Origin of the sequence: Sphingobacterium sp. SGR-19 (genome assembly GCF_011043555.1) — a bacterium.
Lineage (GTDB): Bacteria > Bacteroidota > Bacteroidia > Sphingobacteriales > Sphingobacteriaceae > Sphingobacterium.
On sequence record NZ_JAAKGS010000005.1, the window covers coordinates 146,347 to 171,070 of the forward strand.

17 protein-coding genes and 1 riboswitch are annotated in these 24,724 nt (G+C 44.0%); of the genes, 16 read left to right on the forward strand and 1 reads right to left on the reverse strand.

Annotated elements, in window-relative coordinates:
- The 12 genes from nuoF to G5B43_RS11425 all read left to right on the forward strand — a co-directional run bounded on the left by nuoF (nt 1) and on the right by G5B43_RS11425 (nt 14,442).
- Nucleotides 1-1,347: an NADH-quinone oxidoreductase subunit NuoF gene (gene nuoF, locus G5B43_RS11370; RefSeq protein WP_165294873.1), complete on the forward strand. Its 1,347-nt coding sequence runs from the start codon at nt 1-3 to the stop codon at nt 1,345-1,347.
- 28 nt (nt 1,348-1,375) lie between these two features.
- A complete protein-coding gene (locus G5B43_RS11375; protein ID WP_165294874.1) occupies nt 1,376-2,386 on the forward strand; it encodes a 2Fe-2S iron-sulfur cluster-binding protein in 1,011 nt (336 codons plus the stop codon).
- A gap of 13 nt (nt 2,387-2,399) precedes the next feature.
- Nucleotides 2,400-3,437 carry an NADH-quinone oxidoreductase subunit NuoH gene (gene nuoH, locus G5B43_RS11380; protein WP_165294875.1) on the forward strand — a complete coding sequence of 346 codons (1,038 nt, stop codon included), beginning with the start codon at nt 2,400-2,402 and terminating at the stop codon, nt 3,435-3,437.
- A 4-nt stretch (nt 3,438-3,441) separates the two neighbouring features.
- A complete protein-coding gene (locus G5B43_RS11385) occupies nt 3,442-3,966 on the forward strand; it encodes a NuoI/complex I 23 kDa subunit family protein (RefSeq protein WP_165294876.1) in 525 nt (174 codons plus the stop codon).
- Between the two features lies 1 nt (nt 3,967).
- Nucleotides 3,968-4,474, forward strand: a complete 507-nt coding sequence (locus G5B43_RS11390) for an NADH-quinone oxidoreductase subunit J (protein ID WP_165294877.1) — start codon at nt 3,968-3,970, stop codon at nt 4,472-4,474.
- Nucleotides 4,474-4,803: an NADH-quinone oxidoreductase subunit NuoK gene (gene nuoK / locus G5B43_RS11395; protein WP_130142591.1), complete on the forward strand. Its 330-nt coding sequence runs from the start codon at nt 4,474-4,476 to the stop codon at nt 4,801-4,803. Before G5B43_RS11390 ends, nuoK begins: the two co-directional genes overlap by 1 nt.
- 31 nt (nt 4,804-4,834) lie before the next feature.
- Nucleotides 4,835-6,754, forward strand: coding sequence for an NADH-quinone oxidoreductase subunit L (nuoL, locus tag G5B43_RS11400; protein ID WP_165294878.1), 1,920 nt, complete (start codon nt 4,835-4,837; stop codon nt 6,752-6,754).
- A 16-nt stretch (nt 6,755-6,770) separates the two neighbouring features.
- The gene (locus G5B43_RS11405) at nt 6,771-8,216 is read left to right on the forward strand and encodes a NuoM family protein (protein ID WP_165294879.1); all 1,446 of its coding nucleotides are present in this window, start codon (nt 6,771-6,773) and stop codon (nt 8,214-8,216) included.
- Between the two features lie 19 nt (nt 8,217-8,235).
- Nucleotides 8,236-9,624 carry an NADH-quinone oxidoreductase subunit N gene (locus tag G5B43_RS11410; RefSeq protein ID WP_165294880.1) on the forward strand — a complete coding sequence of 463 codons (1,389 nt, stop codon included), beginning with the start codon at nt 8,236-8,238 and terminating at the stop codon, nt 9,622-9,624.
- Between the two features lie 416 nt (nt 9,625-10,040).
- On the forward strand, nt 10,041-12,575 hold the full coding sequence (locus tag G5B43_RS11415; protein WP_165294881.1) for a DUF5686 and carboxypeptidase-like regulatory domain-containing protein: 2,535 nt from the start codon (nt 10,041-10,043) through the stop codon (nt 12,573-12,575).
- Between the two features lie 4 nt (nt 12,576-12,579).
- Entirely contained in the window at nt 12,580-13,359 is a 780-nt protein-coding gene (locus G5B43_RS11420; RefSeq protein ID WP_165294882.1) for an enoyl-CoA hydratase/isomerase family protein, read from the forward strand.
- 36 nt (nt 13,360-13,395) lie between these two features.
- Entirely contained in the window at nt 13,396-14,442 is a 1,047-nt protein-coding gene (locus G5B43_RS11425; RefSeq protein WP_165294883.1) for an AI-2E family transporter, read from the forward strand.
- A gap of 34 nt (nt 14,443-14,476) precedes the next feature.
- Here the strand turns inward: G5B43_RS11425 and G5B43_RS11430 are convergent, their stop codons facing one another.
- A complete protein-coding gene (locus tag G5B43_RS11430) occupies nt 14,477-15,646 on the reverse strand; it encodes an alpha-hydroxy acid oxidase (protein ID WP_165294884.1) in 1,170 nt (389 codons plus the stop codon).
- 159 nt (nt 15,647-15,805) lie between these two features.
- Nucleotides 15,806-15,905, forward strand: a riboswitch (SAM riboswitch).
- A gap of 78 nt (nt 15,906-15,983) precedes the next feature.
- On the opposite strand from G5B43_RS11430, the gene metE reads away from it, so the two are divergent.
- The 4 genes from metE (at nt 15,984) to G5B43_RS11450 (ending at nt 24,718) form a co-directional block, all read left to right on the forward strand.
- Complete coding sequence (gene metE, locus G5B43_RS11435; protein WP_165294885.1) at nt 15,984-18,296, forward strand: 5-methyltetrahydropteroyltriglutamate--homocysteine S-methyltransferase; 2,313 nt, start codon at nt 15,984-15,986, stop codon at nt 18,294-18,296.
- A gap of 144 nt (nt 18,297-18,440) precedes the next feature.
- Nucleotides 18,441-18,812, forward strand: a complete 372-nt coding sequence (locus G5B43_RS11440) for a hypothetical protein (RefSeq protein WP_165294886.1) — start codon at nt 18,441-18,443, stop codon at nt 18,810-18,812.
- Nucleotides 18,813-18,986: 174 nt separating this feature from the next.
- Nucleotides 18,987-20,117: an efflux RND transporter periplasmic adaptor subunit gene (locus tag G5B43_RS11445; RefSeq protein WP_165294887.1), complete on the forward strand. Its 1,131-nt coding sequence runs from the start codon at nt 18,987-18,989 to the stop codon at nt 20,115-20,117.
- Nucleotides 20,118-20,125: 8 nt separating this feature from the next.
- Nucleotides 20,126-24,718 (forward strand): efflux RND transporter permease subunit, encoded by a 4,593-nt coding sequence (locus G5B43_RS11450; RefSeq protein ID WP_165294888.1) that lies wholly within the window; start codon nt 20,126-20,128, stop codon nt 24,716-24,718.
- Nucleotides 24,719-24,724 lie beyond the last annotated feature (6 nt).

The window sequence follows — 24,724 nt, forward strand, 5'->3', positions numbered from 1 at the left end:
ATGGCACGTAAGTTATTGTTGGCACATATTGATGTTCCGGATATCCATACTTTTGAGGTTTATCGTCAAAAGGGAGGCTATCGTGCAGTGGAAAAAGCGCTCAAAACGATGTCGCCAGACGATGTAGTGGAAGAGGTTAAGAAGTCTGGACTTCGTGGACGTGGTGGCGCAGGATTTCCTACAGGGATGAAATGGGGCTTTCTGGCGAAACCGGAAGGTGTTCCACGTTATTTAGTCTGCAACGGGGATGAATCAGAGCCCGGTACCTTTAAGGATCGGTATTTAATGACCTATATTCCTCATTTACTGATTGAGGGCATGATCGTTTCCAGTTATGCATTGGGCGCCAATACGTCGTATATCTATATCCGGGGAGAGATGATGCCCCAGATTCGTATCGTAGAAAAAGCGATTGCGGAGGCGAAGGCAGCGGGTTTCCTTGGTAAAAATATATTGGGTACAGGCTACGATTTGGAAATACATGTTCAACCTGGCGGGGGCGCATATATTTGTGGAGAAGAGACGGCTTTGCTAGAATCGCTCGAAGGCGAACGAGGCAATCCGCGGATTAAACCGCCTTTTCCTGCGGTGGCAGGATTATATGGTTGCCCAACCGTAGTGAACAATGTAGAGTCGATCGCCGCCACTGTGCCCATTGTGAATGATGGTGGGGAAGAATATGCGAAAATCGGCATCGAGCGCAGTACAGGTACGAAATTAATATCGGCGTCGGGCAACTTGGTACGTCCGGGGGTATATGAGATTGAAATGGGCTTGCCCATGGAAGAATTTATTTATTCCGATGAATATTGTGGCGGTATAGCCAATGGAAAGCGTTTGAAAGCCGTGGTTGCCGGTGGTTCATCGGTGCCAATTCTACCGACCCACCTGGCGCTGAAGACGGCAAAGGGCGAGCCCCGGCTAATGACCTATGAGTCATTGGCAGACGGTGGTTTTGTAACGGGTACGGCGATGGGGTCGGGTGGTTTTATTGCGTTTGATGAGGATCAATGTATCGTGCGCAACACGCTGAATTTTACGCGTTTTTATCATCACGAAAGCTGTGGACAATGTTCTCCATGTAGGGAAGGAACAGGCTGGATGGAAAAGGTACTGCACAAAATCGAGTATGGTTATGGCGATATTTCTGACATTGATCTTTTGTGGGACATCCAGCAAAAAATCGATGGACATACTATCTGTCCGTTAGGAGATGCTTCGGCCTGGCCGGTAGCAAGTGCCATAAGGCATTTCCGGGATGAATTTGAATGGCATATTTTGAACCCGCAGGAAGCACAGACAAGGAATTATGGATTGGTGACTGAGGGAGTAACGAGTGTTGAGTGACGGAGTGGAGAGTTAAAGAAATAAACAAATGGCAGACGAAAAATTTAAGGTAACGATAGATGGGATTCCGGTGGAAGTAGCGCCGGGAACGACGATATTGAACGCGGCGCGTCAAATCGGCGGGGACATTGTGCCTCCTGCTATGTGCTATTACTCGAAGCTGGAGGGTAGCGGCGGAAAATGCCGTACGTGTTTGGTGAAGGTTTCCAAAGGGTCGGAAAAAGACCCGCGCCCGATGCCAAAATTGGTCGCTTCCTGTAGGACGACCGTGATGGACGGAATGGAAGTGCAGAATATCACGTCGCCGGATGTGTTGGAAGCACGCAAAGGTGTGGTGGAGATGTTATTGATCAACCATCCACTGGATTGCCCGATTTGTGACCAGGCAGGAGAGTGTAAGCTACAGGATTTGAGTTATGAGCACGGCGTGTCTCAAACACGATATGAGTTTAAACGACGCACGTTCGAACCTATCGATATAGGTGATAAAATAAAGTTGCACATGAACCGCTGTATTTTATGCTACCGTTGTGTTTACGTGGCAGATCAATTGACAGGCAAACGGGAACATGGTATCATTAACCGCGGCGACCATGCAGAAATCTCTACTTTTATCGAGAATGCGTTGGACAATGATTTTATCGGAAACGTCATTGATGTATGCCCCGTAGGTGCATTGACGGACAGGACATTCCGTTTCAAAAACCGGGTGTGGTTTACGAAGCCGGTAGATGCGCACCGCGATTGCCCCACATGCTCTGGCAAGGTCACTTTGTGGTATAAGGGTGAAGATGTGTTGCGTGTAACAGCTCGTAAAGATGAATATAACGAGGTGGAAGAGTTTATCTGTGATACCTGTCGTTTTGAAAAAAAGAAAACAGCGAACTGGGTATTGGAAGAGCCTACCCCAATCAGCAAGCAATCGGTCATCGACGCCAATCACTATGACGTATTCAATCCGCCAGCGGTGATCAAAAAGAACCTGCAATTGCAGGAAGCCAATGAAGAGCAGCTGGCAAGAACGGAACGTTTAAAATAAGCAAAGGAAATACATGGAAGGAGCTTTTATTTTAGAAAAATTGATTTTGGTGGTGATTGTTTTCACGATCTCCTTGGTCATCGCGATGTACTCGACGTTGGCGGAGCGTAAAATAGCAGGTTTTATGCAGGATCGCCATGGACCCAACCGTGCTGGATTTGGAGGGATTTTGCAGCCACTTTGTGATGGCGGAAAGTTCTTTTTTAAAGAGGAGATTATCCCGGCTGGAGCACATAAACCGTTGTTTATATTAGGGCCTACTTTAGCTATTATCACGGCCTGTATCAGTTCGGCCGTTATCCCATGGGGGCAGACGCTGACAATCGGCGAACGTGAGGTGGCTCTGCAGGTTGCAGACATCAACGTAGGTGTACTTTATATCTTTGGTGTGGTCGCATTGGGTGTATATGGTATTATGTTGGGAGGCTGGGCATCCAATAATAAGTTTTCGCTCATGGGAGCTATTCGTGCAGCGTCACAGAGTATTAGCTATGAGATTCCGATGGGGCTTTCCATTATCGCCCTTTTGATGGTGACGGGAACGTTATCTATGGGGGAAATTGTCGCTCAACAGTCCGGATTTGTCAACTGGAACATTTGGGCACAACCATTGGGTTTCTTAATATTCATGGTGTGTGCGTTTGCGGAATGTAATCGTGTGCCATTTGACTTACCGGAGTGTGAAACAGAACTTATAGGAGGATACCATACGGAATATTCTTCCATGAAACTCGGCCTTTATATGTTTTCCGAGTATATCAATATGTTTGTCTCTTCGGCTCTAATGGCGGCCTTGTATTTTGGAGGGTATAATTTCCCGTTCATGTATGAATTAGGCTTGTCGCAGAATTGGATCACGATTATCGGCGTATTGGTATTCTTCCTTAAAATCTTTGGTTTTATCTTTTTCTTCATGTGGGTACGTTGGACACTGCCCCGTTTCCGCTATGATCAGTTGATGGGACTGGGATGGAAGATATTGATTCCGCTGGCGATAGCAAATATTGTCTTGACAGCAGTGGTGATCGTGGTGAAGGATACTTATTTTTAAGACTATGCAATCTTTATCAAATAGAAAGAAAGTTATTGAGCAGAAACCCATGAATTTCTGGGAGCGCATGTATCTACCCGCTATTGCAAAGGGTTTAGGTATTACGATACGACATTTTTTCAAGAAAATCCCAACGGTGAAATATCCGGAGGAGCAGCGGCCTTATTCGAAGAATTTCCGTGGGCTGCATTCGTTGAAGCGCGATGAGGAGGGACGTGAGCGCTGTACTGCCTGTGGACTTTGTGCACTTTCTTGCCCGGCAGAGGCAATTACGATGATAGCTGCGGAACGCACAAAAGAAGAAGAGCACTTATACCGTGAAGAAAAATATGCGGCGGTATATGAAATCAATATGCTACGTTGTATTTTTTGTGGTCTGTGTGAAGAGGCGTGTCCAAAAGAAGCGATTTATCTGGATGGCCCACATGTGACGGCAGACTATGTAAGAAAGGATTTTATTTACGGCAAAGACAAGTTAGTCGAGCCCGTATTTGATATTACAAAACTAAACCCGGAAAAAACAAACTAGCATGTCCCTATTTTATTTTGTTGCCTTTGTTGCTATTTTTTTCGCGTTGATGACGATCTTCACCAAAAATCCAGTACACAGCGTGCTGTATTTGGTAGTTACGTTTTTCACGCTGACGGTTCATTATATTTTACTGAACGCGCAATTTCTGGCGGTAGTCAATTTTATTGTATATATGGGTGCCATTATGGTGCTCTTTTTATTTGTCCTGATGCTCCTGAATCTCAACGGGGATACCGAACCCATGAAGTCTAACTTGGTGAAGGTTATAGGTGTCATCGCTGGGATGTGCCTGTTTGCGACGCTTCTAGGGGCTTTTCGTGTAATCGAACCATCCAACGAGATCGTGACCGGCAATACGGATATTGGACTCGTGAAACATTTGGGTAATGTATTATTCAATGAATTTTTGCTGCCTTTTGAGATTTCGGCAATTTTATTGTTGATAGCGATGATTGGAGCGGTATTATTGGCAAAAAAGGAAGTTAAAGAGATTAAAAAAGCATAATGGAGAATATTGTAACGCAGATTCAGGGTGTTCCACTCAACCACTACATCATTTTTTGTAGTATCATTTTCGCTATCGGTGTTACGGGCGTACTTATCCGTCGGAATGTGATCATCATTATGATGTCCATCGAATTGATGCTGAATGCTGTCAATTTGTTGTTGGCGGCTTTTTCCGCCTATCGGGGCGATCCGACAGGACAGGTATTCGTATTTTTCATCATGGCGTTGGCGGCAGCAGAGGTGGCTGTCGGCCTGGCGATTATTATCATGGTGTACCGAAATACCAAGTCGGTGGATATTGAATCGTTGAGTAAATTGCGTTGGTAATTGAATAGGAGAATTTTTAGTAAGAAATTGTATGTCTGAATTAATTTGGCTGATCCCATTGATACCTTTTATAGGTTTTGTAATAAATGGATTAATGGGTAATCGTGTGCCGAAAGCGCTTACGGCTATAGTCGGCTGTGGAGCGGTACTCGCTTCTTTTGTATTAAGCTTGTTCGTTTACTTCGAAATCGCCGCAGCACGCGAAGCCGGTGCTTCCGGAGAAATATATGTACATCTCTTCGACTGGTTTACGGTCGGTAAACTGCATGTAGCGCTTTCTTTCTTAGCGGATCCGCTGAGTGCTATTATGCTTTTGATTATTACGGGCGTAGGCTTTTTGATTCACTTATATTCGTGCAGCTATATGGCCAGCGATGCGGGATTTGGAAAATTTTTCGCCTACCTCAATCTATTCATCTTCTTCATGACCATTCTGGTGTTAGGCTCTAATTACCTGGTCATGTTCATTGGATGGGAAGGTGTAGGACTTTGCTCTTATCTGTTGATTGGATTTTGGTTCAAAAACGCTTCTTATGCCTCGGCTGCCAAGAAAGCTTTCGTCATGAACCGTATTGGGGATTTGGGCTTTCTTATCGCGATGTTCTTTATCTTGGAGACTTTTGGCAGCTTGGAGTACGGAACGGTATTTGCTGCTGCAGCAAGCATGCCGGTGGGAAGTTCTATGCTACTCATCATCACGCTCTTGTTATTTGTAGCCGCAACGGGCAAGTCTGCCCAGATTCCGTTGTTTACTTGGCTACCCGACGCGATGGCAGGTCCTACGCCGGTATCTGCCTTAATCCACGCGGCCACCATGGTAACAGCAGGTATCTATATGGTTGTTCGTTCGAATATCTTATTCACGCTTTCTCCGGTGACCATGGAAATAATGGCTGTTGTCGGGTTAGCAACCGCATTATTAGCCGCGTTTATAGCGATTACACAAACTGATATTAAAAAGGTATTGGCATATTCTACGGTATCCCAATTGGGATACATGTTTCTGGGCCTCGGGGTAGGTGCGTTCACCGGGGCTTTTTTTCATGTTCTGACGCACGCATTTTTTAAAGCATTGCTGTTTCTTGGAGCAGGATCGGTCATCCACGCCATGCACGATGAGCAGGATATGCGCCAAATGGGTGGTTTAAGAAAAGCGCTGCCCGTCACGTTTATCACGATGTTTATTGGAACGATTGCAATTAGTGGTATTCCGCCGTTTGCTGGGTTCTTTTCCAAAGACGAGATATTGGCGCATGCGTTTCAGCACCAACCTGTTTTGTGGGCGATAGGCTTTTTGACTGCCTTATGTACAGCGTTCTATATGTTCCGTTTGTTGTACCTGACATTTTTTGGTAAGTTCCGAGGAACGGAAGAACAGAAAAAGCATTTGCATGAATCCCCTTGGCAAATGACTGTGCCGCTGGTTGTTTTGGCCGTGCTATCTGTAATTGGTGGTTTTATCAATATCCCGGAAGCATTGGGTGGACACCATAGCTTAGCGGCATTCTTGGCGCCGATTTTTGAGGCGGGGAGTGCGCATGCAGAAACGTTGTCGTTAAGTCATAGTACAGAGTACCTGTTGATGGGAGTTTCTGCTGGTGGCGCTTTGATCATGGCCGTTGTTGCTTACAACCGGTATGTAAGAAAAGAAACGCTCCCTACAGCGGATACGCAGGCGTCAAAAGGATTGCATAAGCTATCCTTTCGCAAATTATATGTGGACGAGTTTTATGATGCGCTTGTTGTGCAGCCATTGAACAGATTATCGGTTGGCTTTTATAAATACGTAGATCGCTCGGGAATAGATGGATTTGTAAATGGGGTGGGTAACTTCTTTGTTGGAGCTGGAAAAGGAGTAAGGCAGTGGCAAAGCGGCCATGTGGGCTTTTATATCATGATGATGGTGATCAGTGTGATTGCGATCTTACTTTATGCCGTATTTAGTATATAATTTTGACAATTAAACAATGAGTAACCTATTTATATTACTATTAGTACCTGTTATTTCAGCAATAGTATTATGTTTTGTAAAGGATGCAGTACGGGCAAAATGGATAGCATTGATTGCTGCGTTGCTTGAATTGGGGCTTTCTATCCCTTTTTTGTGCGGATTCATACCGGATGCGAGTATACAGTTCGAGCAGCGTTGGATGTGGGTGGAGTCCTTGGGAATTCAGTTTCATATTGGCTTAGATGGTATCAGTCTACCCATGTTATTGTTGACAAATGGGTTAATTCCACTCATTGTATTGTCTTCGTTTCGAAAAGCGCATAAAGGTAATTTCTTTGCGTTGATCTCGTTTATGCAAGCCGGATTATTGCTTGTATTTTTGGCGTTAGACGCTTTCACATTCTATGTTGGATGGGAGGTGGCTTTGATTCCTATCTATTTTATCTGTGCGTTATGGGGCGATGGCGACCGCATTCGTATTAATCTTAAATTTTTTGTTTACACATTTTTTGGAAGCTTGTTGATGTTGGTGGCGCTGATTTATCTGTACAATCAAAGTGCAACACCAAGCTTTGAATGGAGTGCATTCGCGGCATTGGACTTATCGGAGTCTGCACAGCGCTGGATATTCTGGGCGTTCTTTCTGGCGTTTGCCATCAAAATTCCGATCTTCCCGTTCCATACTTGGCAACCTGATACCTATACGCATGCACCGGCAGCGGGAACAATGCTATTGGCAGGTATTATGCTTAAAATGGGTGTATATGGATTGATTCGTTGGCTATTACCGGTTGCCCCGCTTGGTGCTTTGGCTTATAGCCAAGTGGTGATGGTTCTCTGTGTTATCGGGATCGTGTATGCTTCTATAATCGCTTTTAAACAGCAGGATGCTAAACGTCTGATCGCTTATTCTTCTATTGCACACGTCGGTCTTATTTCAGCCGGTGTATTTTCGTGGAACCTGGAAGGATTGCAAGGAGCAATCATTCAGATGGTGAACCATGGCTTGAGTGTAATAGGGATATTTTTTATCATTGATATCTTACAAGAGCGCACGGGAACGCGTACATTGGCGGAATGGGGAGGAATGGCGAGCAAGACCCCTCGTTTGGCAACGTTATTTCTTATTATTCTGATGGGCGCGGTAGGCTTACCGCTGACGAATGGCTTTATCGGTGAATTTCTATTACTGAAAGGTGTGTTTGATTACGGGGTATGGTATGCTGTATTCGGCGGGCTGACCTTAATTTTGGGAGCGGTCTATATGTTGCGCTTGTATCAAAAATCGATGTTAGGTGCATTGCCGGAACGTTATGTAAATGTATTGGATATAAAAGGATACGAAGTATTGGTGTTGGGTGTTATCGTGTTTTTTACCTTATTTTTAGGTGTATGGCCGAAAGCAATTTTACAGCTGTCAGAGGCATCGGTAACGAACTTATTGAATCAAATTAAATTTTAATTAGCGATTGTAGAATATTATGGGGGCAATTATTACATTGTGTATCTTGGGGATGGTGGTGTTATATCTGGGCTTGTTCAAAGCAAAGAACGCACTGCTTCCTGTAACGCTGCTGGGATTGGTCGTGACACTAGGCTTTCTGGTGGCGGGATGGAACAGCGAAGCACTGCCGCAGTTTCACGGGATGGTGATTTTTGATCGCTTAGCATTGTCTTTTTCTATCTTGTGCGTGGTGATTACTGGATTGGTTATTTTACTTTCTAAAGAATATTTTAAGAACATCAGTACGTATCTTTCGGAGTATTTTTGTTTGATTATCTTTTCGTTGACAGGCGCGTTGTTGGTTAATGCCTATCATAATTTTGCCATGCTGTTCATCGGTATTGAGGTGATGTCGGTTGCCTTGTATATCCTGGTGGGGATTCGGAAAACAGATCTTGCTTCGAATGAAGCGGCACTGAAGTACTTTTTGATGGGAGCCTTTTCTACAGGATTTCTCCTTTTTGGTATCACACTATTGTACGGGGCTTCGGGTACATTTGACCTAACGGAATTGCAAGCCTATGTACAGACATCTTCCGAGATTTCTCCCTTATTTTATGGTGGCGTGTTGCTGTTACTATGTGGTTTATGTTTTAAGGTCGGTGCGGCACCTTTTCACTTTTGGACACCGGATGTGTATGATGGCGCACCAATATTGATTACCAGCTTTATGAGTACGGTCGTAAAAGTCGCTTCTTTTGTCGGCTTTCTACGGCTATTCAGCACGGTATTGGTTCCGCTGCACGACTTTTGGACACCTGTATTGCTTACGATTATCATTATCACGCTCTTTGTAGGAAATATCACCGCCTTGCTACAGTCTAGCTTTAAGCGGATGATGGCTTATTCGAGTATTTCGCATGCAGGCTATATGCTGTTTGCCATCGTATCTGTCGGCGCAACTTCCGCGTCGGGTATGCTGGTGTACGCAACAGCGTATTCGTTGGCTTCCGTGATTGCTTTCGGTATGCTTATTCTGGTCAAACGCAGCACCGGCTCAGAGAACTTTGAGTCGTTCAATGGGTTAGCGAAAAAACAGCCCCTGTTGGCTTTCATACTGACCGTAGCTATGCTTTCGCTAGCTGGTATTCCGTTGACGGCCGGTTTTATGGGTAAGTTTATGATGTTCAATAATGTGATGGGAATATATAACATCACGTTGTTGATCTTAGCTGTTATTAATGCTGCAATCGGGGTATACTATTATTTGCATGTAGTCGTCAATATGTATTTCCGTAAACCGGAGGAGGAAGTAACAGAACAACATGTGCCAACTAGTTATAAGGTAGTATTGGTTATTGCCGCCGTATTGACACTGATCATCGGTGTTTATCCGGATAGTATTCTTTTGTTCTTTTTCCCGTAAAAAGAACCAAACCGACCAATGGGAGCTCATGAACACCAAAATAAACACATGTTCATAAACCTCGTCGCTTAAAACCTTTGGCATTAGGGATAGTACTAGGGATGAATCCTACATTTGCCAAAGCTTTTGATGCGACCTTAAAGGTTAAGAAGGGGTGGTGTATTGGGCGTAAATGAACGTGGTCAATAATTGATGGTGGTTAAGCGGACTAAAACGGCCTTGAACTTTTCCGCGGCCGTTTTTCTGAGGGCTATTCCGTTAAAAACAAAATACTGTTTGAGCAAAGCGAGTTTATTTTGTTTAGGAATAGACAAAGAAAAATAGCGGAAACGTTCTCAGCCTTGACTTTTTTGTTTCTTTTTTTGTCAAGAAAAAAAGAAAACAAATCCTATCTTTATGGCAGTGCCATTTTGGATATGAGTAGAATAAGCTTGCTGAAATTGTTGATATGGATATTTACCCTTGGCGTTGCTATACAGCAAGGCGTGGCTCAACAAAAAATCAGTGGAACAGTTATAGATGATGCTACAGGAAAAGGCATTCCACAGGCTAGTATACAGGTGCATGGTACATCCGACGGGACATCCTGTAGTGCTTCAGGGCAATTTCTCCTAACGACGAAGAGTACGCTTCCGTTGCGGCTCCTCGTGTCTGCTATTGGCTATAAAGAAATGCTTGTGCGTGTTGATTCGACACAGGAACATGTGCAAATTGCACTCGAAAGTGATAAGCATGTTATCGATGCGATTGAGATCTCCCGTAGACAGAAATATCGAAATCGAAATCCGGCGGTAGATCTTATTCATCAGGTGATCAAGAGTAAACGCTCCAACCGCTTGGAAAACCAACCTAGACTATCCTTCCAGCAGTATGACAAACTTCAATTTGGCCTCGTAAATCCATCGGAGCAGTATAATAAACGGATGGGAAGCTTGAGCTTTTTCTTCGATAATGTAGACACATTAACATCACCCGGAAATAAATTGCTAACGATATTTATGCAGGAGCAGCTTAGTGATGTCTATTCGAAGAATGATCCCAAAAGCTTTAAAAAACGAGTAAAATCTATCAAACAAACGGATTTTGATGACCGGTATGTAAATAATCATAATATTCAATCGTATCTATCCTATCTTTTTCAGGATATAGAGATCTATGATGAAAATATCTTTCTGATAAATAAGTTATTCCTAAGTCCGATAGCGAACAACGCACCCGTTTTTTATAAGTATTATATTGCGGACACCATTGACACGGAAGACGGCCGATTAATAGAATTGAATTTTGAGCCGAGAAACAAGACGGATCTTTTGCTTAGTGGAAAGCTCCGGATTACAACAGATGGGCGATTTGCGGTACAAGGTGCTACTTTGCGCGCAAACAAGGAGGCAAATTTGAATTGGATCAATGACATAACGATTGATTTGCAATTCAGACCGAATGATGAACAATACATGTTTTTGGTTCGTAGCGATGTCGACATCATGTTTGGGACCAACCGAAGCGATGCCGTTTATGGCCGTAGGACTACGCACAATTATGATTACGATTTTTCTCCCTCTTTTTCGGACGATGTTTTTAAGGGAGCACCTACTGAGATATTGACATCGGCAAGAGATAATGAAAAACTTGTCCATCACCAACGTCCGGTGCAGCTGTCACCTGTCGAAAACAGAGTTTACACCAATGTAGATTCACTGAACAATAACCGTACATTTAGGACGATGCTTGCTGCTGGCTATTTGTTAGCGCAGGGATTCTATCCGGCAGGACCTGTGGAGTTTGGGCCGTTGGAATATTTGTATTCACGGAATAATATCGAGGGTAACCGGATACGGCTTAGTGGACGGACGACGCTCGGATTTTCGGAAAAGGTATTTATCGAGGGATATTTAGCCTATGGGACACAAGATGGTGAGATGAAATATTTCGTACGGCCGACATTTTCCCTTAATGGCAAATCAGTCGCTACTTTTCCAGCCCACTACCTGCAAGTGGCCGTGCAGCATGATATCTTCGATCCGGGTAGGATGCTAGGTTTCAAAAAGGGAGATAGTTTTTTTCAATCTATACGAAGCAACCGCCCGACGAAATGGATGGACACCCATGCGTACCAACTTAAACACTTGATAGAATTTGGCAATCACGTGAGCCTGCAAAGCTCTTTTATCCATCATCGTAGGCGTGCAATAGGGGATTTACAATTTATTTCGTCAGGTGACAACTCCTACAATATATCCAATATAAATACCAATGAAGTGGAATTTGTATTACGATGGGCTCCGAAGGAAAAATTCTACTACCGTAATTTGACACGAAATACGATTATAGAGAAATATCCGGTGTTTAATATTCAATATAACCGAGGCTTAAAAGGTTTTTGGAACGGAGATTATGCATTTGACGCTGTACGTGCTTCTGTTTCGAAACGCTTCTTTTTGAATCAATTCGGCTTTGCCGATGCGACGTTGAGCGGAGGGAAAATCTGGGGTACATTACCTTATCCATTGTTAGAAATGCCGAATATATTCCGGGATGAGGACACACGTCATGAAATAGACTTCTCGATGATGCGCAGCATGGAATTTGTAGCAGACGAATATATCCGTTTGGCATTTGAGCATCAACTCGAAGGATTTATCCTGAATAAGATTCCGTTGATAAAGAAGCTTAAATTACGAGAGATTTGGGGGGGTAAAATGTTTTATGGGCGGCTGAGCGATGTTAACAACCCGTATATCAGTAAAGATGTGGTTCATTTTGATAGAGATGCCGACGGACATATTATGACACATGTGCTCGATAATAAGATTCCATATTGGGAGGGAAAGGTAGGTATTGATAATATTTTCCGTCTGTTGCGCGTTGAATATATACGACGGTTAAACTATACGGGATTACCAAACGCCGACAAGGACAGATATCGGGTAAGCCTTCATTTAAATTTCTAATGCCATGCAAGAGACACCTACTTATTTTCTGTTGGACATCAAAGATAAAACGGCATATATCACGGTAAATAGACCGGATAAGTTGAACGCACTGAATACCCTTGTTTTAAAAGAACTGGCGGAAATATTGGCGACACTTAAAGCGAATGACGATGTGCGGGGTATCATCTTAACCGGTGCAGGAGATAAAGCTTTTGTAGCGGGGGCCGATATTAAAGAATTTCAGGAGTTTTCATCTGATGATGCTTGGCAATTATCAAAATCTGGGCAAGAAGAGGTGATGGATGAATTGTATACGTTTCCCAAACCAGTGATTGCGGCTATTAATGGATTTGCGTTGGGCGGAGGTTTGGAGTTGGCAATGGCATGCCACATCCGCGTGGCGAGTGAACAGGCGAAGATGGGGCTTCCAGAGGTTTCCTTAGGCATTATTCCGGGATACGGCGGTACGCAGCGGCTGCCGCAGCTTGTGGGACGTGGAAAAGCGCTAGAAATGATTATGACAGGCGACATGATCGACGCACAAGATGCATTACGATGGGGTTTGGTTAATCACATAGTGCGTCCGGAGGAATTGATTGCTACTTGTGAAAAACTGTTGGAGAAAATGTATCTGCGTTCGCAAACAGCGATCGCTGCCGCTATTCGGGTCGTGAATATAGGGCTTATGCAGCCAGAAAAAGGCTATGAAGAAGAAATGGACGCGTTTGCAGATGCTTTTGATACGCCGGATTTTAAAGAGGGGGTAGCGGCTTTCTTGGAAAAGCGAAAACCAAACTTTTAATATCGTTGTTCATCAGTTATAGACGCGATTAACTGTATGAACAATCCTGTTTTTTCCCAAAAAGAGAGAAATATCATTATTCTCTTGATTGTCCTAGCTTTGGGCGGTATACTGTTATACGCCACACGTGGGATTTTTAGTGCGTTTCTCGGCACGTTGGTTATGTATACGCTCTTTCGGACGTTAAACATTTTCTTGATCGAGAAATGGCGCTGGCCGAAACCGTTGTCCGCGGTGGTTATTATCATCCTTTCTATTTTTATTATCGTGCTCCCCTTTGTAGGAATAGGGAGTATGCTTGTTCGAAAAGCGATAGAACTGCAGGAAAACCCCGCCTGGATTGAGCAAGTTATTGATGCGATAAACCAATTCGCCGGCGATAAGTTGGGAAAACCCGATTTGCTTCAGGAACAACTCGAATCAAGTGCTGCTTATTTTGGGACATTGCTAACGGCGGTTCTGGGGGGTGCGGCAAACATATTTCTGGAAATAACGGTGATGTATTTCATCTTATATTTTCTGTTTGTTAATTACCGGGGTTTTGAAAACGGGATATTGTATTATTTACCTTTCGATGAGGAGCAGGCGATCGTATTCGGGGCGGAACTGAAAAATATTACGTATTCGAATATTGTGGGACAGACCGTTATTGCTATTGTTCAAGGTGCATGTTTAACGATTGGTTTTTGGATTTTTGATGTGGGCGATCCCTTGTTCTGGGGCGTTATTTGTGCTATTTTGTCTTTTATTCCGCTTTTGGGCCCGCCGTTGATTTTTGTGCCGGCAGTGTTGATACTGCTCTCCCAAGGACAAACTTGGCAGGGATTGGGGTTGCTTATTTGGGGGTTTGGTCTGGTTATCAATATTGATAACGTGCTCCGCTTTATTATTAGTAAAAAGATTGGGAATATTCACCCGTTGATTACGGTAATAGGTGTTATTATCGGACTTCCGCTGTTTGGACTTATCGGACTGGTATATGGCCCACTGTTATTGGCTTATTTCCTGATTGCGGTTAAAATATACAAGGCAAATAAGCGTCTGTCGTTACAACGACAGCATCTGGAAGGAAAAAAGGAATAAAAACAACCCGCCGTTGACGGGTTGTTTTTTAATTTTACCTTTTCAATAATCTCTCCGGAAATTGCCCCACATTTTCTAACGTAAGTTGTTGCATCACCTGATATAGTTGCGCTTTGAACAAGCTGATAGTATGTTCTCCGCCGTCGTCGCCTAAAGCACCTACGCCATACATAAAAGGTCGCCCCATAAAATTAAATTCGGAACCTACGGCATGTGCGCGGGCGAGATCGACACCGGAGCGTATACCGCCGTCCAGCATAATTTTAATTTTCTCTTTATAAGTAGGATTGCTCGCGAGGTGTATCAGTGAGTGGATAGAAGACTCACCCGCATCTATTTGACGTCCACCATGGTTGGATACAATCACACCGTCCGCACCGATACTGATGACCGCTTCCATGTCTTCATCGCTTGTAATACCTTTTACGACGAGTGCACCTTTCCAAATGTCGCGAATGGCTTTTACTTTTTCGATATCGACCTTGCCGGTAAAAGTGCGGTCCATAAACTTACCTAACTGTGCGAGGTCGAGCCCCTTTTCCATATAAGGCTTTAGGGTAGCAAAAGAAGGTATGCCATGTTGCAGGGTTTTGATACCCCATAGCGGACGCATCATGGCTTGGGTGATATTGGCTATATTCATTTTGGGTGGCATCGACAAACCAGCTTTGATTTCGCGATAGCGAAGTCCAAAGGATGGAACATCGACCAAGACCACCAAAACGGGGCATTGTACGGCCGCCAAACGGCGTAATATATCATCGCGAAGTCTATTTTCGGTTGGGTGGTAAAGTTGAAACCACGCCTTACCCTCCGAGACGTCGGCGATGCGTTCGATGCTACTGGTAGAGACGGTGCTTAACGTATAGGGGATGTCATTTTTCGCAGCGGCCTTGGCTAAAATTTCCGGTGCATTGGGCCACATCAGTCCTTGGAGGCCAATGGGTGAAATGCCAAATGGTGCGCTGTAACGTCTCCCGAAAAGTTCGACGGACATATCGATATCGCCAGATACGCGGAGGTATTGCGGTTTGAGCACAATGTCGTCGAAATCACTTTCATTCTTGGCCAAGTTCCATTCTTCGTTGCAACCGCCTTCAAGGTAATCGAATGCAAATTTGGGAATTCGGGATTTTGCCTTCTTCCTTAAATCGGCGATGGAAGGATATCGCGAATTATATCGATATACGATTTTCTTACTCATTTTGAACGGTATTTTAATATAGCGGAGCGAATATACGTACTATTTTATAAAGTACCATCCTGTTGTGTGTCGCTTTAGTCCATACTTTTGCGCTCCTTTTTATAAAAAAGGAGCATAAAGAAAATTTTGTTAAATTCCTTTTTATTATTATCTTAGCCCCGCTTATAGAGAAAGGCCGAGGGAGTAGACCCTGTGAAGCCTTAGCAACCTGTCTCTTGACAAGGTGCTACATTCTACTCCTTCGGGAGAAAGATAAGCTGAGCACACTCGTTCTGGTGTCCTTTTCTCCAAAAGCAAATGGTAAAAAAGAAATTTTAACACAACAACGTACATAATTATGTTATTAACAAACAATTTAGGATACCCGAGAGTGGGTGCATTCCGCGAATTGAAAAAGGCCAATGAAGCATATTGGGCTAAGAAAATCAGCGCGGAAGAGTTATTGCAAGCTGGACTTAAAATCCGTGAAGGCAACTGGAAGACACAGAAAGAAGCAGGTATCGACTTGATTCCATCTAATGACTTTTCTTTTTATGATCAAGTTTTGGATTTATCTTTAACAGTAGGGGCTATTCCAGCTCGTTACAATTCGCTGTTAAACAAAATTGATCGCCAATATAATTTAGACCTATATTTTGCGATGGCACGCGGTTTCCAAGAGGGGGGCGTGGATGTCACGGCGATGGAAATGACCAAATGGTTTGATACGAACTATCACTATCTTGTTCCAGAATTTACGAAAGACCAAACGTTTAAGTTGACGTCGGAGAAATTCTTGAACGAATACAAGGAGGCTAAATCATTGGGTATCGAAACGAAGCCTGTATTGATTGGCCCGATAACTTATCTTTTAATAGGTAAAGAAAAGGAAGAAGGCTTCGATCGTATTGATTTAATCGATAGATTATTGCCTGTTTATGAAGAGATCTTAGCGAAGTTGGCTGATGCCGGTGCGCAATATGTGCAGATTGATGAACCTTTCTTGGCATTGGATATTGATGACACTACGCGTGGTTTATACGGTAAAGTGTTTGAAAAATTGGCTGCCGCGGCCAAAGGCATCAAATTAATCGTTGCAACTTATTTCGAAGCTCTCCGTGACAATGAAGAAACAGCGGTGAATTTGCCGGTTCACGCGCTTCACCTTGACCTTGTTCGTGGAGAAAATCAACTAGATACTATTTTATCAAAAGTTCCTGCATCTTTGACACTTTCTTTAGGAGTGGTTGAAGGTCGAAACATTTGGAAAAACGACTACGAGAGATCATTGGTAAAAATCAAACAGGCAGTGGATGCACTAGGTGCTGACCGTGTGTGGGTTGCGCCTTCTTCATCATTGCTACACGTTCCGTTTGATTTGGACAACGAAGATAATGAAGAATCTTTGCCTGCTGAGGTGAAAAACTGGTTGGCTTTTGCGAAACAAAAGTTAGCAGAAGTGAAGGACTTGGCGGTATTAGCTAAGGGTCAGGTGGATGCAAAAACGGCTGAACGTTTTGAAGCGAACAAAGCGGCTGCTGAAAGCCGCCGAACATCACCTCTGATTCACAAACCGGAAGTAAAAGAGCGTACAGCAAATATTACGGATGACGACGCGACACGTACCTCTCCGTTTTCCGCTCGTAAAACGGCGCAACAGGCGAAATTTAATTTGCCTGCTTTTGCCACGACCACGATCGGTTCTTTTCCACAAACGAAAGATGTCCGTAAGTGGAGAGCAGACTTGAAAAAAGGTACGATTACGCAGGAGCAATATGACAAAGAGATCGCGGAAGAAACCGAAAGAACTATCCGTTTGCAAGAGGAGCTGGATATCGATGTCTTGGTGCACGGCGAGTTTGAGCGCAATGACATGGTGGAATACTTCGGCGAGCAATTGGCAGGTTACGCGTTCACTAAAAACGGATGGGTACAGTCTTATGGATCCCGTTGTGTAAAACCTCCGATTATCTATGGTGATGTTTATCGTCCGGCAGACATGACGGTTCGTTGGTCTGCTTATGCACAATCCTTGACAAACCGTCCGGTCAAAGGAATGTTGACTGGACCGGTTACTATTTTGCAATGGTCGTTTGTACGTAACGACCAACCGCGTTCGACAACGACTTACCAAATTGCTTTGGCTATTTTGGACGAAGTGCAGGCATTGGAAAAAGCGGGTATCAAAATCATCCAAATTGATGAGCCAGCTATTCGCGAAGGGCTTCCGTTACGTAAGGCGGATCAACAAGGTTATTTGAACTGGGCTGTTCGTGCGTTTCGCGTTTCTTCATCGAACGTGGAAGATGATACACAAATCCATACACACATGTGTTACTCGGAATTCAATGATATCATTGAAGACATCGCGGCAATGGATGCGGACGTAATCACGATAGAAACATCCCGCTCACAAATGGAATTGCTTGACGCCTTTGCCGGAGATTTCAAATATCCAAATGATATTGGTCCGGGTGTGTACGATATTCACTCGCCTCGCGTGCCGAGCACGGAGGAGATGGTACACTTGCTTCGCAAAGCGAAGGCGGTCGTACCTGCTGAACAGTTATGGGTAAACCCTGATTGTGGCTTGAAAACGCGTGCATGGCCAGAAACCAAAGCGGCGTTGGAATCTATGGTGGAAGCAGCTAAGATATTACGTGCAGAATAATATTCACGGTAATTAGTATTATAAAAGTAGACACAGCCCGGAGGATTCTTCGGGCTGTATCGTTTTTGATACAAAGGTCCGGACAACATTTTTTTTACAATAGGAAGTGGACTACTTCACGTAAGCTTAGTATTTTTGCGTCAAATGTGGTTTAAGATCGTTCACGCTTTGGTATTATTGTGCTACCTGAACATTCTGGCTTATCAGCCGGAAACGGTGTCTGTTATACGGCATGACGACTCACTTCTGAATGGTGAATCTCTTTTGGAGTTCGTCCTTGACGATTTGTTGAACCTCCCTCTTGACCACGAAGCAGACGATGTGGAGATTCTCTACGATAAATATCGTGTCTTTGAATTTCAAGGACCAGTATTATCCTTCTTTGTATTTGTGCTTGCTATCTTGTTTTCCTTTAAACAGCTGGCCTCATACATCAAACATCCGGTTTACGATGGAAAGAAGCGTCGGATTATACCGGGCTACTACACCCACTTATATAGGCTACAGCCCTTTTAGCTTTATTCCCAATAGTTTCCTAATTCTTTGAATATTTTCGCAGCAGCGGATATTCAAGAAGTTAATGTAATTCCTATGGCGTTCTTGTTTACAACGGGAATGTTGTGACAGCTACGATATAATCGCAGTAGAAAAGTCATATACTTATTCACTTTTTAAATAATAAAACTTTATATGAAGATGCTTTCATTGGTATTCCCGATAATGGGATTGGTGTTGTTTGCTAGTAGTTGTACCGTTAAGAGTACAGAAAACAAAGTAGAAGTAACAACTCAGGTGCCGGTAGTGAATCTTATGGTAATGGACACCACGATTTATCAAGAATATATTGCAGACATTCAGGCTAACAAGAATGTCGAGCTGCGGTCAAGATTGACGGGCTTTCTGGAAAAGATATATGTTGATGAGGGTGCGATCGTAAAAGCAGGGCAAGTGCTTTTCCAACTGAATGACGAAGAATATAAGGCAGATTATGCGAAAGCAGATGCAGCACTCAATATTGCCATCTCCGAAGCAAAGAAAGTAGAACTGGAGAGAGAACGGATCAAGAAGCTGGTTGAAAAGAATATTGTATCCTCGACAGAGGCTGACCTTATCAAGGTACAGTATAAAGCTGCGCTTTCCAAAATAGAAGAAGCGAAGGCAGTGAAAAATCAGATGCATACCAAGTTGTCCCAAACACGCATACGTGCTCCTTTCAATGGCCGTATTGATCGGATTCTATTGAAAGAAGGTTCTTTGTTGGAAGAAGGCTCCCTGATTACAACGATATCTGATTTAGGTGTCGTAAATGTATATTTTGATATTTCGGAAACGGAATATCTGAATCTTGCCAGCGATTCCAATTTTAGACGAAATACATTTAAAAGAGAAGTCAAGCTCGTTCTGGCAAATGGTGAGGAGTATCCCCATGCGGGAGAAGCGAGAATTGTGGAAAGCGAGTTTAATCCCGGTACAGGTTCTATATCACTACGGGCGAAATTTCCAAACTCGGAAGGGTTACTAAAACACGGTGCGTCGGGTAAAATAGGGGTTCCTGTAGCAACAGGGGACACAAAATTTGTGCATCAAAAATCGGTAGTGGAGATTCAGGATAAGGCATACGTATATGTATTAAATAACGATTCTACGGTGCAGATGAAGCCTTTTCGAGCTGGAGAGCGTGTCGGTCACTACTATATCGTCGCTAGCGGTTTGGACGAAGATCAAAAAATTGTTTTCGAAGGCGTACAGGGGCTTCGTGACGGTATGCGGGTAATTCCGATGGAGAAAAATAAGAACATCCAAAAAATAGATATAAACTAATTCAGCACATGTTTGAAACCTATATAAAACGACCGGTACTATCGTTGGTGATCTCGATTTTTATCACCTTATTAGGGCTTTTAGCTCTATTTACTTTACCTGTTACACAGTTTCCGGATATTGTGCCCCCATCAGTGGTGGTAACTGCAAGTTATACTGGGGCAAATGCAGAGGTGAGTACCGATGCAGTTGCTATCCCGTTGGAAAGAGCAATTAATGGAGTCGCTGGTATGACTTCTATGAATACCGTAACCACGAATAATGGAACTACACTTATTCAAATAGCCTTTAACGTTGGTGTCGATCCAGATATCGCAGCGGTAAATGTACAGAATCGGGTCTCGACGGTAATAGATGAGCTGCCTGAAGAAGTAATACGTGCGGGTGTACTTACCGAAAAGGAAGTAAACAGTATGTTGATGTATCTCAATATCTATACTTCCGATGAGACGGCGGATGAACGATTCATATATAACTTTACAGATATCAATATCCTTAAAGAACTGAAGCGAATCGAGGGTGTCGGCTTTGCCGAAATTATGGGATTTAAGGATTACGCTATGCGTGTTTGGCTGAAACCGGATCGTTTGGCGGCGTATCAGATATCCACAGAAGAGGTAATTGAAGCCTTACGCCGGCAAAATATCGAGGCGGCACCGGGACAAACGGGAATTGGATCAGATAAAACGGTAAACATGCAACAGTATGTGTTGCGCTACCCCGGCCGGTTTACCGAACCTCAGGAATATGCTAATGTACCTATTCGGGCCAACTCTGACGGTTCGATCTTACGGATCCGTGATGTGGCTGAGGTAGAATTTGGATCATTAGAATATGAGATGGCTTCTAAAGCAGATGGACGGCCGTCGGCTTCCATTATGATGAAACAGTTGCCCGGATCAAATGCTCAGGACGTAATCCAACGTGTAAAAGACCGCATGGAAGAGTTAAAGGTTATGACTTTTCCACCGGGAATGGAATATAGTATGGGATACGATGTTTCCCGTTTTCTGGACGCATCGATGTCTAGCGTGGTGAAGACGTTATTGGAAGCATTTATTCTTGTTTTTTTGGTCGTCTTTATCTTTTTACAGGATTTCAGAGCTACCATCATACCCATTCTTGCTGTGCCAGTAAGTTTGATCGGGGCTATGTTTTTTATGCTGATGATGGGGTTCTCCATTAACTTGCTGACGTTGTTTGCGTTGGTGCTGGCAATCGGTATTGTCGTGGATAACGGTATTGTCGTCGTCGAAGCCGTCTTTGCTAAAATGGAGGAGGAACATCTGCCCCCTATGGAGGCTACACTTGCTGCGATGAAAGAAGTGGGTTCCGCTGTTATTGCTATCACTTTGGTGATGTCGGCGGTGTTTATACCGGTAGCCTTTCTTTCGGGTCCAGTGGGGGTATTCTACCGCCAGTTCTCCCTGACCTTAGCGGCGGCGATCGTGATTTCGGGTATCAATGCCCTAACATTGACACCAGCACTATGCGCGCTAATCTTGAAATCACCGCATGAAAAGAAAGAATCCAAAGGCTGGTTAAATAAGTTCTTCAAGAAATTCAATGCATCGTATGATAAAACAGCGAATGGCTATCGAAGTTTGTTAACCCGTATTGCCGGACGCAGGATGGTAACCGTTGGAATGCTTATTTTCTTTTTTGTTGCCACTTGGGGTGCTAGCAGTATCTTGCCATCGGGCTTTATTCCTACTGAAGATCAAGGTATGGTCTATATAAATGTAACAACTCCGCCAGGTGCGACGGTAGACCGCACAGAACGGGCATTGAACGAGGTGGGCGAGATTGCCCGAAATTTGGAGTCAGTCGAGACCGTTTCTACGCTCGCGGGATACAGCCTGTTAACCGAGGTGTCAGGGGCATCTTATGGTATGGGTATGATTAATCTTAAACCTTGGGATGAACGAGACGTCACGGTGGATGATGTGATGCGAGAGTTACAGGAAAAGACCGCGCATATCGCCGACGCTAGGGTCGAGTTCTTTCCACCGCCAACGGTTCCGGGATTTGGTAATGCATCGGGTTTTGAATTGCGCTTATTGGATCGTAGTGGAAATGAGGATTTAAATCAGACGGCAAAGGTCGTTGATGAATTTGTAACAGCACTTAATAATACGGAATCCATAGAAGGAGTTTCGTCGAGTTTCGATGTAAGCTTTCCTCAATATATGTTAGAGGTAGACTATGATATGGCGGCCAAAAGAGGAATTTCGGTTGAAAACGCCATGACAACGCTACAAACGCTAATGGGAAGTTTTTATGCTACTAATTTTATCCGTTACGGGCAGATGTATAAAGTGATGGTGCAGGCCGATCCGCATTATCGTCAACGGCCGGAGGACGTGCTGGACCTGTTTGTGAAAACGAACGACGGGGAAATGGTACGTTATTCTTCCTTTATCCAGATGAAACGTGTGTACGGACCTGAACAAATAACACGCTACAATATGTTTACGTCGGCCATGTTGAACGGCCAACCGGCACCGGGGTATAGCACGGGGCAAGCGATTGAGACGATACAGAGGTTAGCAAAAGATTTGCCTCAGGGATACGCAATAGAGTGGGCAGGTATGACACGAGAGCAGGTTATCTCTGGCAATCAGGCAATTTACATCTTTGCGCTCTGTTTGGTGTTCGTGTATTTATTGCTGTCCGCGCAATACGAGAGTTTTCTGTTACCACTGCCGGTTATCCTCGGGCTTCCACCAGGTGTATTTGGCTCTTTTCTGTTCTTGAAATTACTTGGATTAGAAAACGATATTTATGCCCAAGTGGCAATGGTCATGCTGATCGGTCTCCTCGGAAAGAATGCAATTTTGATCGTTGAATATGCGGTGTTGAAACAAAAGCAGGGTATGAGTGTATTACAGGCTGCGATCGAAGGTGCTTATGTTAGGTTACGTCCGATATTGATGACATCATTCGCGATTATCGCCGGATTGATACCATTGATGCTGGCAACTGGTGCCGGAGCTATTGGAAATCGAACGATAGGTACGGCCTCCGTTGGTGGTATGTTAATCGGGACGTTATTTGGCGTTATTATTATTCCCGGACTATACGTGATGTGTTCGCGTAAGAAAAGAAAGAAGAAAGAGGATGAGAAGAAGAAGAAAATGATACCCCAAGCCCCTCTGGTCGTAACATTACTAGTGGGTACGGGGTTGGCTGTATCGTGTAGCGTGCCAAAGCAACTGGAAAAAGGAACACATGCAGAACTGCCGACGCAGTTTGATCACGATAGCCTCACCTCGGTAAATGCCGACACGACAAATATTGCCTATCAACCTTGGAAAGAGGTGTTTACGGATTCCTATCTGAGGAAGTTGATCGACTCCGCGTTGGTCTATAATTATGATTTGCAGCAAGCTATTCAGCGCATTGAGATTGCACAGGCGAGCTTTAAGCAACGAAAAGCGGCTCTTTTACCCAGTTTAGATCTAGCTGCGGAAGCTGGATTGAGAAAATACGGTTTCTATACGGAAGAGGGTATTGGTAACTATGATACCGGATTTTCGGAAAATTTAAAAGACGACGAACAGATTCCGGAAGTATTGCCCGACTATTTTGTCGGTGTTCGAGCTTCTTGGGAACTGGATTTGTGGGGCAAGCTACGCGCACAGAAAAATGCAGCATTCAATAGTTTGTTGGCGGAAAATGAGACAAGACGACTGGTGGAGACGGAACTGGTGACTAATATCGCTTCTGCATATTATGAATTGCTGAGTTTAGACGCCAAGATTAAGGTGTTCGACAATAACATTGAGTTGAACGAGCGAGCTTTGGAAATCACGGAATTGCAGAAAGAGGCGGGACGTGCTACACAGCTCGGTGTACAGCAATTTAAAGCTTTTTTGGCTAACTCGAGGGCAGAACGGGAACGAACCAGACAGGAAATCACATTGCTGGAGCATCATATTAACTATTTGACAGGAAGTTTCGATACCCAAGTTCAACGAGTGGAAGCCGGATTTGGCGATCAACCTTTATTTGGAAAATTGGATGTAGGGGCGCCTTTTCAAATGCTAGCTTTACGCCCTGATATTCGGGAGGCTACTTTCCAGCTTATCGGGGCAGAGCAGGATGTAAAATTTGCCAAAGCGGCTTTTTTGCCTAGTGTTGTATTATCTCCTTTTATAGGTTTGCAGGCATTTAGCTTTAATAAGCTTGTCAATATCGACAAATCGTTGACTTATGGTTTAGCTGGTGGGCTGACGGCTCCGATTTTCAACCAACGCCAGTTAAAAAGCCAATACGAAACCTATAAAGCCATGTATGGGCTAAGCTTTTTGGAGTATGAGAAACGAGTGCTCCATGCTTATAACGAGGTATCAAACGCTGTGAAAACCCAAGACCATATCGAACAACGGCAGCAATATATCAGAGAGGAGGTAGAAGCGCTCAAAGGTGCTGTGGATGCGGCAAACGAACTGTTTGTTGCCGGACGGGTTTCCTATTTGGAGATTATTACGGCGCAAAAAGATGCGGTAGCCGCCGAATTGGACGAAGTGGAGATACAGAAAGAAGAATTGTTAAACGAAATCGTCATATACAAGGCACTAGGAGGAGGATGGCAGTAAGGGAAC

Excerpts from the sequence above, each read along its gene's own strand:
- nuoF (WP_165294873.1), top strand. The coding sequence starts at position 1 with ATGGCACGTAAGTTATTGTTGGCACATATTGATGTTCCGGATATCCAT.
- G5B43_RS11375 (WP_165294874.1), top strand. The coding sequence starts at position 1,376 with ATGGCAGACGAAAAATTTAAGGTAACGATAGATGGGATTCCGGTGGAA.
- nuoH (WP_165294875.1), top strand. The coding sequence starts at position 2,400 with ATGGAAGGAGCTTTTATTTTAGAAAAATTGATTTTGGTGGTGATTGTT.
- G5B43_RS11385 (WP_165294876.1), top strand. The coding sequence starts at position 3,442 with ATGCAATCTTTATCAAATAGAAAGAAAGTTATTGAGCAGAAACCCATG.
- G5B43_RS11390 (WP_165294877.1), top strand. The coding sequence starts at position 3,968 with ATGTCCCTATTTTATTTTGTTGCCTTTGTTGCTATTTTTTTCGCGTTG.
- nuoK (WP_130142591.1), top strand. The coding sequence starts at position 4,474 with ATGGAGAATATTGTAACGCAGATTCAGGGTGTTCCACTCAACCACTAC.
- nuoL (WP_165294878.1), top strand. The coding sequence starts at position 4,835 with ATGTCTGAATTAATTTGGCTGATCCCATTGATACCTTTTATAGGTTTT.
- G5B43_RS11405 (WP_165294879.1), top strand. The coding sequence starts at position 6,771 with ATGAGTAACCTATTTATATTACTATTAGTACCTGTTATTTCAGCAATA.
- G5B43_RS11410 (WP_165294880.1), top strand. The coding sequence starts at position 8,236 with ATGGGGGCAATTATTACATTGTGTATCTTGGGGATGGTGGTGTTATAT.
- G5B43_RS11415 (WP_165294881.1), top strand. The coding sequence starts at position 10,041 with ATGAGTAGAATAAGCTTGCTGAAATTGTTGATATGGATATTTACCCTT.
- G5B43_RS11420 (WP_165294882.1), top strand. The coding sequence starts at position 12,580 with ATGCAAGAGACACCTACTTATTTTCTGTTGGACATCAAAGATAAAACG.
- G5B43_RS11425 (WP_165294883.1), top strand. The coding sequence starts at position 13,396 with ATGAACAATCCTGTTTTTTCCCAAAAAGAGAGAAATATCATTATTCTC.
- G5B43_RS11430 (WP_165294884.1), bottom strand. The coding sequence starts at position 15,646 with ATGAGTAAGAAAATCGTATATCGATATAATTCGCGATATCCTTCCATC.
- metE (WP_165294885.1), top strand. The coding sequence starts at position 15,984 with ATGTTATTAACAAACAATTTAGGATACCCGAGAGTGGGTGCATTCCGC.
- G5B43_RS11440 (WP_165294886.1), top strand. The coding sequence starts at position 18,441 with ATGTGGTTTAAGATCGTTCACGCTTTGGTATTATTGTGCTACCTGAAC.
- G5B43_RS11445 (WP_165294887.1), top strand. The coding sequence starts at position 18,987 with ATGAAGATGCTTTCATTGGTATTCCCGATAATGGGATTGGTGTTGTTT.
- G5B43_RS11450 (WP_165294888.1), top strand. The coding sequence starts at position 20,126 with ATGTTTGAAACCTATATAAAACGACCGGTACTATCGTTGGTGATCTCG.